Raw genomic sequence first — 14525 nt, 5'->3', positions numbered from 1 at the left:
TCGCGAGGCCAGCCATGCTCTTCAAACGCAATCCGAACGGGATCGACCTCCCGTTCCCGTCCGAGATCACACCGCGGGCGGTGTACGAAGGACGCCGCCAGTTCATCACCCGCATGGCGGCCACGGCGGCAGTCGGCAGCGGCGTCTGGGAGATGGCGAACCGCGAAGCCTTCGCCCAGGGCGCGCCTGCCCAGAAACTGGCGGCGCGCGCCAATGTGGCGCTGTCGACCGATGAAAAGCAGACGCCGTTCAAGGACGTCGCCGGCTACAACAATTTCTACGAATTCGGCCTCGACAAGGGCGACCCGGCCCAGAACGCGCACACCTTGCGCACCCGTCCATGGACCGTGCGCATCGAGGGTGAAGTCAACAAACCGCTCACGCTCGATATCGACGGCCTGCTCAAGCTGGCGCCGCTCGAGGAGCGCATCTACCGCCTGCGCTGCGTCGAAGGCTGGTCGATGGTCATCCCCTGGGTCGGCTATTCGCTGTCGAACCTGCTCAAGCAGGTCGAGCCGACGGGCAACGCCAAGTTCGTCGAATTCACTACCCTGGCCGACCGCAAGCAGATGCCGGGCCTGCGCAGCGGCGTGCTCGACTGGCCTTATGTCGAGGGACTGCGCATCGACGAAGCCATGCATCCGCTCACCCTGTTGACGATGGGCATGTATGGCCAGGTGCTGCCGAACCAGAATGGCGCCCCGGTGCGCCTCATCGTGCCCTGGAAATACGGTTTCAAGTCCGCCAAGTCGATCGTGCGCATCCGCCTGGTGTCGCGCCAGCCGCGCACCGCCTGGAACGACTCGGCGCCGCGCGAATACGGTTTCTATTCGAACGTGAACCCGAATGTCGACCATCCGCGCTGGTCGCAGGCCAGCGAGCGCCGCATCGGCGAGACCGGCCTGTTCCAGCCCAAGCGCAAGACGCTCATGTTCAATGGTTATGACCAGGTCGCCTCGCTGTACACCGGCATGGACCTGAAGCGCTATTACTGATGGCGTTGCAGCTTTCCAATAAGCAGGTCGGGTGGCTCAAGGTCGCCATCTTCGTGCTGGCGCTGCTGCCCTTCGCGCGCCTGGCGTGGGGGACGGCGACCGGCGCCTTCACCGACCCGCTGGCGGCGATCACGAGCGGCAGCGGCGAGTGGGCGCTGTATTTCCTGTGCATCACTCTGGCCATCACGCCGCTCAGACGCGTGACGGGCTGGAACTGGCTGGTCAAGCTGCGGCGCATGGTCGGGCTGTTCACCTTCTTCTATGCATTCGTGCACTTTGTCGCCTTCCTGTGGTTCGACCACTTCTTCGATGTGGCGGCCATGCTGGCCGACGTCGTGAAACGGCCGTTCATCCTGGTCGGCTTCATCGCCTTCGTGCTGTTGATCCCGCTGGCGGCGACGTCGACCAACGCGATGATCAAGCGCCTGGGCGGCAAGCGCTGGCAGTGGCTGCATCGGCTCGTCTATGTGATCGGCCCGCTGGCGATCCTGCATTTCTGGTGGATGAAGGAGGGCAAGAGCGACTTCGCGCAGCCAATCCTGTTCGGGGCCATCGTGACCGCGCTGCTCGCATTGCGGGTGTTCTGGCATGTCAGGCGCCGGGCCTAGCGTCGACTCGGGCGACGCCAGGCAGGGTCGTCCAATGCCTAGTATCATTGTCAGCTTTGCCACCGTTCCAGTGAGTCAAAGCAATGAATCAAACAGCTCAGCGCTACGGGCTGCAGTTTTTCTCCCAGGCCAGGGTCGTGCTGGTACTGGCGACGCTATGCTGTGTCTTGTGGGGCAGCTCTTATCCTGCGATCAAGACCGGCTACGAGATGCTCGGCATCGCCCAGCAGGATGTACCGTCCAAGCTGATTTTCGCAGGCTACCGCTTCCTGCTGGCCGGCCTGTGCCTGCTGGTGCTGGCGGCGATCATGGGCAAACCCGTCCTGCGGCTCAGCCGGCATCAATTCGGGCAGCTCGTCGTGCTCGGCGCGACCCAGACCGGCCTGCAATACGTGTTTTTCTACATTGGACTGGCCTACACGACCGGGGTGCGCGCTTCGATCCTGAATGCGACGACTACTTTCTTCAGCGTGCTCCTGGCGCATTTCGTCTACCACAATGACAAGTTGTCAACGCGCAAGAGCGTGGGGTGCCTGCTCGGCTTTGCCGGCGTACTGACCGTCAATGCCGGCGCCGGCCCGCTCGATGCGCCGGCTTCCCTGCAGGGCGAGGGCTTCATCGTGATCGCCGCGTTCGTGCTGTCGGCCGCGTCCATCTATGGCAAACGCGTTTCCGCGGGCATGGATGCCATGGTGATGACTGGCTGGCAGCTGGCCATCGGCGGCCTGGCCCTGCTGGCCGGCGGTTACGCGAGCGGCGGCGTCTACGGCGCGATGACGCCGGCGTCGACCGTCCTGCTGCTCTACCTCGCCTTGCTGTCGGCGGTCGCCTTCACGCTGTGGAGCCTGCTGCTCAAGCACAATCCGGTCGGCAGGATCACGATCTTTGCGTTCCTGGTGCCGGTGTTCGGCGCCGCGCTGTCGGCGCTGTTCCTGGGCGAGACCATCTTCGAGTGGAAGAACCTCGTGGCGCTGGTGCTGGTGTGCGGCGGCATCTGGCTCGTCACGCGAACGCGGATGCCGGATGTCGCCGCCTCCAGGGCAACCTAGCGCCTGGTTTGATCAGGTATTGATCATCGTCTCCAGCGCAAACACCTCGGCCGGTGTCTCGCGGCGCCGCACCAGATGGGTGACGTCAGCGTCGACGATCACCTCGGCCGCACGGCCGCGGGTATTGTAGTTGGACGCCATCGTCATGCCGTAGGCGCCGGCCGTCATGATGGCCAGCAGGTCGCCCGGCTCGAGCGCCAGCGTGCGTTCGCGCGCCAGCCAGTCGCCGGATTCGCACACCGGGCCGACGATATCCCACACCAGCTTTTCGCCGTCGCGCGGGGTCACCGGCTGCACGTTCATCCAGGCCTGGTACAGGGTCGGACGCATCAAGTCGTTCATCGCGGCGTCGACGATGCAGAAGTTCTTTTCCGAACCCGGCTTCAGGAACTCGGTTTTCGTCAGCAGCACGCCGGCATTGGCCACGATCGAGCGGCCCGGCTCGAAGATCACCTTGACCGGCTGGCCGCCATGTTTTTCAGTGCGCCAGGCGTCGATGCGCTGGAACAGGCGACCCAGGTAGTCGCCGACCGGCACCGGCGGCTTGTCGCCGGCCACGCCGTAGTCGACGCCGATGCCGCCGCCGATGTCCAGGTGATGCAGGTGGATGCCCTCGGCGTGCAAGGTATCGATCAATTCGATCAGCTTATCGAGCGCTTCGAGCAGTGGGGCGTCGTCCAGCAGCTGCGAGCCGATATGGCAGTCGATGCCGATCACGTCGAGGTTGGGCAGCGACGCCGCGGTGCGGTAGGTGTCGAGCGCATCGTCGAAGGCCACGCCGAACTTGTTGGCCTTCAGGCCGGTCGCGATATACGGATGGGTCTTGGCGTCGACGTTCGGGTTCACGCGCAGCGAGACCGGCGCGCGCATGCCGAGCTTGCCGGCGACTTCATCCAGCCGGTGCAGCTCCGGAATCGATTCGACGTTGAAGCACAAAATGCCTTTTTCCAGGGCCAGCTGCATCTCTTCGACGGTCTTGCCGACGCCCGAGAAGATGGTCTTGCCCGGATCGCCGCCGGCGGCGATCACGCGCAGCAGCTCGCCGCCCGAGACGATGTCGAAGCCCGCGCCCTGGCGCGCCAGCAGGTCGAGCACGGCCAGGTTCGAGTTGGCCTTCATCGCATAGCAGACCAGGGCGTCGCGGCCCTGGCAGGCGTCGTGGTAGGCGGCGAAATTCTCGAGCAGGGCGGCCTTCGAGTAGACGTAGGTCGGGGTGCCGAATTGTTCCGCGATGGCGGACAGCGACACGTTTTCGGCGTGCAGGACGCCGTCTTGGTGCGAAAAATAGGACATCAGCGGTGCGGGGCAGGGGTGGAAGTGTTGTTCGAAGGGACGGGCTGGGGTGGTTGTTCGATCGGCGCCGCGACCGGGGCAGATGCCGGCCTGCTCGGTGGCGTCGGCATGTACAGGTCACCGGTCTGGCCGCAGCCGGACAGTGCGGCGGCGAGTAAAACAGCCGGAAGAAGCGCAAGAGAGGACTTCACGATTAGAATCACGGTTTGATTAGCAGATTTTGGAGTGTAGCATGACCGAAACCGAATTTTTGGACCTTGCCGACCTGACTCTCAAGCAGATCGAGGAAGCCTTCGATCGCCTGAACGACGAGGACGTGATCGACGTCGAGTGCAAGCGCAGCGGCAACGTGCTGGAGATCGAATTCATCGACAACGGCTCCAAGATCATCGTCAACAGCCAGGCGCCCCTGCAAGAGATGTGGGTGGCGGCGCGTTCGGGTGGTTATCACTACAAGCGCGTGGGCGACGAGTGGCGTAATACGCGTGACGACAGCGAGTTCTTCGCGTCGCTGTCGAGGTACGCGGGCGAGCAGGGCGGAGCCCAGGTGTCGCTGGTCTGACCATGGCATGAACAAAGGCGGCCATTGGCCGCCTTTGTCATTTCCGCATCAGCGGATCAGAACAGCTCGTTCCTCACCGCATCACGCTCCTTCTGCTGCTCCGGCGCCGGTGGCGGTCCGACGTCCAGCGTCTCGACCCCGCTGCCCGGCGGCGTCTCGGCATAGTAGTACTCCGACCCATACTGCACCAGCCCGGCCGGCACCTCGCGTTCGACGTTCGGCTCGCCCTTGAGCGCCTTCTGCATATAGCCGATCCAGATCGGCAGGGCCAGGCCGCCGCCGGTTTCGCGGGCGCCCAGGTTGCGCGGCTTGTCGTAACCCATCCAGGCGATGCCGACCACCTTCGGCTGGTAACCCGCGAACCAGGCGTCGATCGAATCGTTGGTGGTGCCGGTCTTGCCCGCCAGGTCGGTGCGCTTGAGCGCCATCGCCTTGGCCGCGGTACCGTGGCGCACCACGTCCTTGAGCATGCTGTCCATCAGGAAGGCATTGCGCGCGTCGATCACGCGGTTCGCCTCGTCGCCGGCGCGCGCCGGGCGCGCCTCGGACAGCACCTTGCCGTCGCTGTCGGTGACTTTCGAGATCAGGTAGGGGCTGATGCGATAGCCGCCGTTGGCGAACACCGCATAGGCGCCGGCCATCTGCAGCGGCGTGGTCGCGCCGGCGCCCAGCGCCAGGGTCAGGTAAGCGGGATTGCGCTCCGGCTCGAAACCGAAGCGGGCCGCGTATTCCTGGCCGTAGCGCGCGCCGATCTTGTTCAAGATGCGGATGGAGATCATGTTCTTCGACTGCATCAGGCCGCGCCGCATGGTCATCGGGCCGTCATACTTGCTGTCGTAGTTCTTCGGCTCCCAGGCCTGGCCGCCGGTCTGGCCGGCGTCGAAACTGATCGGGGCGTCGTTGACGATCGTCGCCGGCGACAGCCCGCGCTCGAGCGAAGCCGAATAGATGAATGGCTTGAACGAGGAGCCAGGCTGGCGCCAGGCCTGCGTCACGTGGTTGAACTTGTTGCGGTTGAAGTCGAAGCCGCCGACCAGGGCGCGGATCGAGCCGTCCTCGGTATTGGCCGCGACAAACGCCGATTCCACTTCAGGCATCTGCGTGATCAGCCATTTCGACTCGTCGTCCTGCATCACGCGGATCACGGCGCCGCGCCGCACGCGGCGGTTCGGCGCCGCCTTGTCGGACAGCCAGGCGCGCGCGAAGGTCAGGCCGGGGCCGGAAATGGTGATCGTGTCTCCCGAAGCGATGGTCGCCTGGACCTGCGTGGCGGAGGCTTGCAGCACGACGGCGGCAATGATGTTGTCGCTGTCCGGATGCTCGGCCAGCTCGGCCTCGATCGCTTCGTCGGCCTCGCCCTTGGCACCCGGGATCTCGATGAACGATTCCGGGCCGCGGTAGGCGCGGCGGCGCTCGTAGTCCATCACGCCGCGGCGCAGGGCCAGGTAGGCGGCGTCCTGGTCGGCCTTGGTGATGGTGGTAAACACGTTCAGGCCGCGGGTATAGGTGTCTTCCTTGAACTGCTCGTAGACCAGCTGGCGCGCCATCTCGGCCACGTATTCGGCGTGCACGCCGAAGGCGGTGCTGTCCGACTTGATCTTGAGGGGCTCGTCCTTGGCCTGGGCGAACTGCGCATCGGTGATATAGCCCAGCGAGTGCATGCGCTGCAGGATGTACTGCTGGCGGGTCCTGGCACGGGTCGGGTTGACGACCGGGTTGTAGGCCGACGGCGCTTTCGGCAGGCCGGCCAGCATGGCCGCTTCGGCCACGGTGATGTCGCGCAGGTCCTTGCCGAAATAGATCTGGGCCGCCGACTGGAAGCCGAAGGCGCGCTGGCCCAGGTAGATCTGGTTCATGTACAGCTCGAGGATCTGGTCTTTCGTCAGGTTCTTCTCGATCTTCCAGGCCAGCAGAGCCTCGTAGGCCTTGCGCTTGAAGGTCTGCTCGGACGACAGGAAGAAGTTGCGCGCGACCTGCTGGGTGATGGTCGAGGCGCCCTGGCGCGAGCCGCCGGTGGCGTTGCGGAAGGCGGCGCGCATGATGCCCAGGTAGTCGATGCCGCTGTGCTCGTAGAAGCGGTCGTCCTCGATCGACAGCACGGCCTTCTTCATGACGTCGGGGATATCCTTGAAGTGGACCAGGGTACGGCGCTCCTCGCCGAATTCGCCGATCAGGACGTTATCCGCCGTAAAGATACGCAGCGGCATCTTGGGCCGGTAGTCGGTGATCGTGTCCAGCGCCGGCAGGTTCGGATAGGCCATCGCCAGGGCGAACACGACGACCAGCACGCCGATGGCGCCCAGGCCGAACAGGCCGGCGACGGCCCACAGAACCAGGCGTTTGGGGCTGAACTTCGAGGAGGAAGAGGCTGCTGCTTGTTTCTCTTTCATGCTGACTTTCGCTTTGTTGATCCGCCTCATTATAAGGCAGCAGTTTGGTGCCCGACACTGGCCGGAGCTTAACGGAACTCAAGGGCAATATTGACCTGGCAAGAAACACGTCAGAGTGTGGCGCGGACGCCCGGAATAGAGTGTTCCAGTACAGAAATTTCTTGTCCGTAGTCATCCTTTGTTGCTACGATCCTTGGCGGTGCTGCACGTAAGTATCGGATTTTTATGAGAAATTTATAAGAAGTAAATATCTGTTTTACTTACGACAACATCCAACGTCGGGCATTTCAGCTCATTCTGTCCAAAAGACAGCCAAGGGAGTGTATTGGTGATCAATCTGGGTTCCTTGTTTGCACAATCGAGTCCACCGATGGTTGGGCTCGATATCAGCACGTCCGGCGTTCGCCTGGTCGAGCTGGCCGACGCCGGCAAGGGCATCGTGCGCCTGGAGCGCTACACCCTGGAGGCGCTGCCGCGTGGCGCCGTGGTGGACGGCAATATTGAAAACATGGACCAGGTCGCGGACGCCGTGCGCCGGGTCTGGAAGAAAAGCGGCACCCGCGCCCGCCACGTGGTGCTCGGCATGCCGCCTGCCGCCGTGATCACCAAGAAGATCATCCTGCCGGCCGGCTTGTCGGAAGACCAGCTCGAAGTGCAGGTCGAGTCCGAGGCCAGCCAGTATATCCCGTTCGCGCTCGACGAGGTCAGTCTCGACTTCGACGTGATCGGCCCGGCCCAGAACTCGCTCGACGACATGGAAGTCATGCTGGCCGCCGCGCGTCGCGAAAAAGTCGAGGACCGGGTCGCGATCGCCGAAGCGGCCGGCCTCACCGCCACCGTGATGGACATCGATTCCTACGCCGCGCGCAGCGCGCTCGAACACGCGGCCCTGCCGAAGCCGGACCAGATCGTGGCCCTGTTCCAGATCGGCGCCCAGGCCACCCACGTGTCGGTGCTGCTCAACGGCGAGGCGGTCTACGAGCGCGAGCAGCCGTTCGGCGGCAATGCGCTGACCCAGGACATCGTGCGCGCCTATGGCATGGCGTTCGAGGAAGCCGAGACGCGCAAGAAGGCGGGCGACCTGCCCGAGAACTACCGCGCCGACATCCTGGCGCCGTTCCTGGAAAGCGCGGCGCTGGAAATCACGCGCGCCATCCAGTTCTTCTATACCTCGACCCCGTACACCCGGATCGACCAGCTGTACCTGGCCGGCGGTTGCGCGCTGCTGCCGGGGATCCTCGACATCGTGGCGGGCCGCACCCGCATCCCGACGCTGCTCGCCGCACCCTTCGACGGCATGCAGCTGGGCGCCGGCGTGCGCGAACACCAGTTGCGCCAGGACGGCCCGGCCTACCTGGTCGCCTGCGGCCTGGCGCTGCGGAGGTTTGGCTGATGATCCGGATTAACCTGCTGCCTCACCGCGAGGCCAAGCGCAAGCAGAGGCAGAAGGCCTTCGTGGCCCTGCTGGCGCTGGGCGGCGTGCTCGGCGCCATCGTGGTGATGCTGGTCGGCGGCTATAACGCCAGCCAGATCTCGGTCCAGAACCAGCGCAACGAGGTGCTGAAAAAAGCCAGCGCTGAGCTGGACCAGAAGATCGGCGAAATCAAGACCCTGAAAGAAGACATCGCCGCCCTGCAGGCGCGCCAGCAGGCGGTCGAGGACTTGCAGGGCGATCGCAACCAGCCGGTCCACCTGCTCGACGAGCTGGTGCGCCAGACGCCGGACGGCGTGTCCCTGAAATCGGTCAAGCAGAGCGGCCAGCGCGTGATCCTGGGCGGTAACGCCCAGTCGCAGGAAAGGGTGGCCGAACTGCTGCGTAACCTGTCGGGCGGCTCGCAATGGCTGGAAAACCCGGACTTGACCGAGGTCCGCGCCGTCGCCCTGACCCAAGGCAAGACCAGCCGCCAGGTGGTCGAGTTCACGCTCGCCGTGTCGATCAAGCGCGCGCGCCTGAGCGACGAGGACGAGCCGGCGCCCGATGGCGCCAGGGCCGAAGCCAAGGCCGGCGCAAAAGGCGCGGCGGAGAAGTCATGAACATCGATATCAAAGAACTCGGCGCCCGGCTGGCGGCGCAGTTCCAGGATTTGCAGGGCCGCCAGCCCGGCCAGTGGCCGCTGGCGCCGCGTCTGCTGTGCGCCGCCGGCGTGCTGGCGGCGGTCGTCGGCCTCGGCTACTACTTCTACTGGAGCGACCAGTTCGCGGCCCAGGACGCCGGCGCGCAAGAGGAAATCAAACTGCGCGACGAGTACAAGGCCAAGATGGCGCAGGCGATCAACCTGGAAGCCCTGAAGGCGCAGAAGGCGCAGGTCGACCAGTATGTGGTGCGCCTGGAAAAGCAGTTGCCGAACAAGTCCGAGATGTATTCGCTGCTGTCCGACATCAACCAGTCGGGCGTCGGCCGCGGCCTGCAGTTCGAGCTGTTCAAGCCGGGCCAGGAAGTGGTGCGCGACTACTACGCGGAACTGCCGATCGACATCAAGGTCAACGGCCGTTACCACGACATGGGCGCGTTCGCCGCCGACATGGCCAACCTGCCGCGCATCGTCACGCTCAACAATTTGAACCTGGTACTGGCCAAGGACGGCGGCCTGGGGATGCAGGCCGTGGCCAAGACGTTCCGCTACCTCGACCAGGAAGAGCTGGCGGCCCAGCGCGCCGCGCGCGCGGCCGAGAAGAAAAAGGGCAAGAAGGGCAAGTCCGCCAAGGCCAAGGGCGGAGGCAAGAAATGATGCATACGCGACGAATTGCCCGCCTTGGCGCGGCGTTGATGGCCAGCAGCCTGCTGGCCGCTTGCGGCGACGGCGGCGTGGGCGAGACCCGGGCCTGGATGAAACAGGTCGAACAGCAGACCGTGCCCAAGGTGAAGCCGCTGCCGGAGCCGAAGACCTTCGAGCCCTATGGCTACGATGCGCGCGAGGCGCCGGATCCTTTCGACCAGGGCAAGCTGCTGGGCGAGACGGCGCGCCTGGCCCAGGCCGGCAACGCCAACCAGCCCGACCTGGAGCGGCCGAAGGAGCCGCTCGAGCATTACCCGCTCGACATGATGCGGATGGTCGGCACGATCGAGAAGGGCGGCGTCAAGTATGCGCTGCTGCAGATCGAGCGCACGCTGCACCGGGTGCGGGCCGGACAAAGGATAGGGCAAAACTACGGGCGCATCACGCGAGTGGGCGAGGGCGCCGTCGAGATCAGGGAATCGGTGCAGGACGCCACTGGCGACTGGGTGGAACGCATGGCCCACATCGAGCTGCAGCACCGGGCTGCGGCAAAATAAGGAGAGCAGTAAATGACCCAATACGTCAAGATTCGCTTCGCACTGCCGGCATGGCTGGCGCGCGCCGCGGCCGCACTCATGATGATGATGTGCGCCGGCGCCGTCCTGGCCCAGGGCAATGCGATCGAGTCGATCACTGCCAACCAGCAGGGCGGCAACGTGATCATCAACGTGACCATGCGCGAGATCCCGGCGCGCGCGCCGATCGGCTTCGCGATCACCAATCCGGCCCGCATCGCCCTCGATTTCGGCGCCACCGCGAACGCCACCGGCAAGGCGCTGCACGAGCTGAACCTGGGCGACGTGCGCAGCCTGAACGTGGTGCAGGCCGGCGAGCGTACCCGCCTGGTGCTGAACCTGGCGCGCGCCCTCAACTACGCCACCACGATCGACGGCAGGTCGGTGATCGTGACCGTGGAAGGTTCGGGCGGCGTGGCGCGCGCGCTCGACGCCGCCGGCCTGCCGGCCGCGAAGGCCGCGCCGGCGCCCGTCGCCGCATCCGCGCGGCCGCAGCTGCGCGACCTCGACTTCCGCCGCGGCGCCAACGGCGCCGGCCGGGTCGTCGTCGACCTGCCCGCCAGCCAGGTGGCGGTCGACGTGCGCCAGACGGCGAGCGGCGTGACCGTCGATTTCCTCAATGCGCGCCTGCCGGAAGCGCTGCGCCGCCGCCTGGACGTGACCGACTTCGGCACGCCGGTGACCCGCGTCTCGACGCTGGCTCAGGGCGACAATGTGCGCATGACGGTCGACGCGCAGGGCGACTGGGAGCAATCGGTGTTCCAGAGCGATACCCAGCTGGTGGTCGAGGTGCGCAAGGTCGAGCCGGACGCGAACCGCAACAGCACCGGCTCGCGCGACAACCCGCAGGGCTACCGCGGCGAGAAGCTGTCGTTCGACTTCCAGGACGTCGAGGTGCGCGCCGCGCTGCAGGCGGTGGCCGATATCTCGGGCCTGAACATCATCGCCAGCGATTCCGTGAGCGGCTCGCTGACCCTGCGCCTGAAGGACGTGCCGTGGGACCAGGCGCTGGACGTCATCCTGACCGCCAAGGGCCTCGACATGCGCAAGAACGGCACCGTGGTCTGGATCGCGCCGAAGGAAGAACTGCTGACCAAGGAAAAGCTCGAACTCGAGCAGCGCGCCCAGATCGCCGAACTCGAACCGCTGCGCTCCGAGATCTTCCAGCTCAATTACCAGAAGGCGGAATCGTTCCGCAACGTGTTCGGCCTGGACGCCGCCGGCGCCACCGCCGGCAGCGATGCGGGCGGGCGCAACCGCGTGCTGTCGCGGCGCGGCAGCGCGATCATCGATCCGCGCACCAACCAGCTGTTCGTGACCGATATCGCGTCGCGGATCGAGGACATCCGCAAGCTGATCCAGAAGACAGACATCGCCTCGAAGCAGGTGCTGATCGAGGCGCGCCTGGTCGAAGCCAACGACGGCTTCTCGCGCAACCTCGGCGCCAAGCTCGGCTTCAACGACCTGCGCACCCAGCGCGGTGGCGACTCCGGCTGGCAGGTCAACGGCAACGAGCGCGTCGCGATCGGCGGCAACCTGGCCGGCGTCGGCCAGGTCACGGGCCAGTCGCCGGCCAGCACCAGCATCGACAACACCACCATGGTCAACCTGCCGGCGGCCGGCATCGGCGGCATCGCCCCGTCGACGCTGGCGTTCTCGCTGTTCTCGTCGGCCGCGAACCGCTTCCTGAACCTGGAACTGTCGGCGCTCGAAGCCGACGGCAAGGGCAAGATCATCTCGAGCCCGCGCGTCGTCACCGAAGACAAGCAGATTGCCGTGATCGAGCAGGGCGTCGAGCTGCCCTACGAGCAGGCGACCAGCAGCGGCGCCACCTCGATCTCGTTCAAGAAGGCCAACCTGCGCCTGGAAGTGACGCCGCAGATCACCCCGGACGGCAACGTGGTGCTGGAAGTGGACGTCAACAAGGATTCCAAGGGAGAAGAGACCCGCGCCGGCTTCGCGATCAACACCCAGCACGTCAAGACCAAGGTAATGGTCGAGAACGGCGGCACGGTGGTGCTGGGCGGGATCTACCAGCAGAGCGAACGCAACAACGTGACCAAGGTGCCGCTGCTGGGCGACGTCCCGCTCCTGGGCTATCTGTTCAAGACCACTGGTCGCGAACACAGCAAGACCGAACTGCTGGTGTTCATTACTCCCAAGATCGTGAACGACAACGTGGCGGGCGCCCGCTGACAAGATTAACAACAACCGATAACAACAGATGAACAACCAGCACATCAAGTACGGCAGCCTGGCGCTGCTCCTGGCCGCGACTTTGTCCGCCTGCGGCGGCGGCGGCGGCAGCCCGGGCAATACCGGCGGCGGCGGTTCCGGCGGCACCGGCACCACGCCGGTCAGCGCCGACCCCAGGCTGACCCTGGCGCTGACCGATGGCAACGGCGCCAACGTCACCTCGCTGGCCGGCGGCCAGAGCGCATCGGTCAAGGCCACCGTGCTGGATGCGGCCGGCAAGCCGGCCGTGGGCGCCATCGTGCAGTTCACCGGTGGCGACCTGGTGGCCTTCACCCCCGATACCGGCTCGGCCCTGACCGACGCCAACGGCGTGGCGACGGTGAGCGTCAGGCCTGCCAGCCCGAGCTCGGCCGGCGCGGTACCGATCACCGCCACCTCGGTGGTGGCCGGCAAGACAGCGACCGCGACCAGCAATATTTCCATCGGCGCCGCGCCGCTGACGATCGGCGCGCTGAGCTTCACCACGCCGCCGACCGGTGTCCTGCCGGCCTTCAGCACCTTGTCCCTGAACGTCCCGGTCACCAGCGGCGGCCAGCCCGCCAGCTCGGCCCCGGGCTTGACCGCGACCTCGCTGTGCGCCGGCGCCGGCAGCGCCACGCTGGTGATGGGCACCTTCGCCAATGGCGCGCAAAGCGTGACGTATACAAATAACGGTTGCCTGCTCGGACGCGACACCATCACCGTTTCGCTTGGTAATTCAAGCCAATCGATCCCGGTCGACGTCGCGCCGGCCAATATCGGCAGCATCCGCTTCCTGAGCAGCAGCGTGACGGGCAGTTCGATCGTGCTCAAGGGCTCGGGCGGCCTGGGCCGCGCCGAAGCCGCCCAGCTGACTTTCCGCGTGGTCGACCAGCAGAACAATGGCCTGGCCGGCGTGGACGTCAATTTCAGCGCCACCACCTATACCGGCGGCCTGACCGTCACACCGAGCCATGCCACGACCGATGCGTCCGGCAATGTGATGACGATGGTGTCCTCCGGCACCATCCCGACCCCGGTGCGCGTGACGGCCGAAGCCAGCCGCAACGGCGTCAAGATCAGCGGCCTGTCCGATGCGCTGACCATCTCGACCGGCCTGCCGATCCAGAAGTCGATGTCAATGAGCGCGTCACGCCACAATATCGAGGGCATGAAATACGATAACGACACCACCGAGATCCAGGTGCTGCTGGCCGACCAGTACGGCAATCCGATCTCGGATGGCACCACCATCAACTTCGTGACCGAGGGTGGCGCGGTGGGTAGTTCGGCCCAAGGCGCCTGCCAGAGCGCAAACGGCGGCTGCAGCGTGACGCTGCGCAGCCAGAATCCGCGTCCGAAGGACGGCCGCGTGACTGTGCTGGCCTACGTGCAGGGCGTCGAGAACTTCGTCGACATGAATGGCGACGGCCAGTACAGCTGCAGCGGCGCCGGCGCCAATTATCGTCCACTGGTGGACGATTGCCCGATCGGCAACGGCGAGCCGTTCCCGAAGAATGACGGCAGCGGCAACGTCGACCTGCTCGGCGATATGGGCGACCCCTTCCTCGATACCGACCTGAACGGCGTGTACGAACCGGCGAAAGGCGACCTGCCATTCCCGTACAACAGCGCCAGCTACAAGAAGGACGGCAACGGCAAGTGGGGCCTGAACTACATCCGCGAGTCCACCGAGATCGTCTTCAGCAATTCGCAAGCCACGCTGGTGCGCCAGATGTGCGACGCAGCGGGCGCCAACTGCCGCGACTGGACTGCCAGTGACGGCGACCCCTTGGTGATCAAGGGCGTGGCCGGCGTCAGCTGCTCGGCGCAGCAGCTCAAGTTCCGCCTGCATGACGGCATCGACAATCCGCTGCCGTCCGGTACGACGCTGAGCGCGACCGATGCCAGCAAGCTGTCGGCCACGTCGTTCCTGCCGGCATCGGTGGGGTCGACCCTGGATGTCGGCGGCACGTATCACGACGTGACGGTGCGTCCGAGCGACCAGTGCGAGGCGGGCGGCTTCGTGCTGCGCGTGACCACCCCGCGCGGCTACGTGAGCCCTTTCACCTTCAAATCGGGCTGATGATCGGGCGCGCGCCACGCTTCAGGGCATGCGCTT

13 protein-coding genes are annotated in these 14525 nt (G+C 65.5%); 10 read left to right on the top strand and 3 right to left on the bottom strand.

Annotated elements, in window-relative coordinates:
- Nucleotides 1-14: 14 nt before the first annotated feature.
- The 3 genes from msrP (at nt 15) to AC56KW_RS21190 (ending at nt 2652) form a co-directional block, all read left to right on the top strand.
- Nucleotides 15-995 carry a protein-methionine-sulfoxide reductase catalytic subunit MsrP gene (gene msrP / locus AC56KW_RS21200; protein WP_497172652.1) on the top strand — a complete coding sequence of 327 codons (981 nt, stop codon included), beginning with the start codon at nt 15-17 and terminating at the stop codon, nt 993-995.
- Nucleotides 995-1603, top strand: a complete 609-nt coding sequence (gene msrQ, locus AC56KW_RS21195; protein ID WP_497172651.1) for a protein-methionine-sulfoxide reductase heme-binding subunit MsrQ — start codon at nt 995-997, stop codon at nt 1601-1603. The genes msrP and msrQ overlap by 1 nt, the downstream gene beginning before the upstream one ends.
- An 83-nt stretch (nt 1604-1686) precedes the next feature.
- The gene (locus AC56KW_RS21190; protein WP_497172650.1) at nt 1687-2652 is read left to right on the top strand and encodes a DMT family transporter; all 966 of its coding nucleotides are present in this window, start codon (nt 1687-1689) and stop codon (nt 2650-2652) included.
- Nucleotides 2653-2664: 12 nt separating this feature from the next.
- Here the strand turns inward: AC56KW_RS21190 and lysA are convergent, their stop codons facing one another.
- Complete coding sequence (gene lysA, locus AC56KW_RS21185; protein WP_497172649.1) at nt 2665-3945, bottom strand: diaminopimelate decarboxylase; 1281 nt, start codon at nt 3943-3945, stop codon at nt 2665-2667.
- Nucleotides 3945-4136: an LPS translocon maturation chaperone LptM gene (lptM, locus tag AC56KW_RS21180; protein WP_497172648.1), complete on the bottom strand. Its 192-nt coding sequence runs from the start codon at nt 4134-4136 to the stop codon at nt 3945-3947. Before lptM ends, lysA begins: the two co-directional genes overlap by 1 nt.
- 41 nt (nt 4137-4177) lie before the next feature.
- On the opposite strand from lptM, the gene cyaY reads away from it, so the two are divergent.
- Nucleotides 4178-4507 (top strand): iron donor protein CyaY, encoded by a 330-nt coding sequence (cyaY, locus tag AC56KW_RS21175; RefSeq protein WP_497172647.1) that lies wholly within the window; start codon nt 4178-4180, stop codon nt 4505-4507.
- A gap of 56 nt (nt 4508-4563) precedes the next feature.
- Here cyaY and AC56KW_RS21170 read toward each other — a convergent pair whose 3' ends face one another.
- Complete coding sequence (locus AC56KW_RS21170; RefSeq protein ID WP_497172646.1) at nt 4564-6897, bottom strand: penicillin-binding protein 1A; 2334 nt, start codon at nt 6895-6897, stop codon at nt 4564-4566.
- A 370-nt stretch (nt 6898-7267) separates the two neighbouring features.
- Here AC56KW_RS21170 and AC56KW_RS21165 point away from each other — a divergent pair, with 370 nt between their 5' ends.
- From AC56KW_RS21165 to AC56KW_RS21140, 6 genes are read left to right on the top strand one after another with little or no spacing between them, the layout of a single operon-like run.
- Complete coding sequence (locus AC56KW_RS21165; protein ID WP_497172645.1) at nt 7268-8290, top strand: pilus assembly protein PilM; 1023 nt, start codon at nt 7268-7270, stop codon at nt 8288-8290.
- Nucleotides 8290-8931 (top strand): PilN domain-containing protein, encoded by a 642-nt coding sequence (locus AC56KW_RS21160; protein ID WP_497172644.1) that lies wholly within the window; start codon nt 8290-8292, stop codon nt 8929-8931. The genes AC56KW_RS21165 and AC56KW_RS21160 overlap by 1 nt, the downstream gene beginning before the upstream one ends.
- Entirely contained in the window at nt 8928-9626 is a 699-nt protein-coding gene (locus tag AC56KW_RS21155; protein ID WP_497172643.1) for a type IV pilus inner membrane component PilO, read from the top strand. The genes AC56KW_RS21160 and AC56KW_RS21155 overlap by 4 nt, the downstream gene beginning before the upstream one ends.
- A complete protein-coding gene (locus AC56KW_RS21150; RefSeq protein WP_497172642.1) occupies nt 9623-10171 on the top strand; it encodes a pilus assembly protein PilP in 549 nt (182 codons plus the stop codon). Before AC56KW_RS21155 ends, AC56KW_RS21150 begins: the two co-directional genes overlap by 4 nt.
- A 12-nt stretch (nt 10172-10183) precedes the next feature.
- Nucleotides 10184-12385 (top strand): type IV pilus secretin PilQ, encoded by a 2202-nt coding sequence (locus tag AC56KW_RS21145; RefSeq protein ID WP_497172641.1) that lies wholly within the window; start codon nt 10184-10186, stop codon nt 12383-12385.
- A 28-nt stretch (nt 12386-12413) separates the two neighbouring features.
- Nucleotides 12414-14489, top strand: coding sequence for an Ig-like domain-containing protein (locus tag AC56KW_RS21140; protein ID WP_497172640.1), 2076 nt, complete (start codon nt 12414-12416; stop codon nt 14487-14489).
- The last annotated feature ends 36 nt before the right edge of the window (nt 14490-14525 follow it).

This window comes from Telluria sp. RT2P19 (genome assembly GCF_059685725.1).
This window is presented reverse-complemented; position numbering and strand designations above follow the sequence as displayed.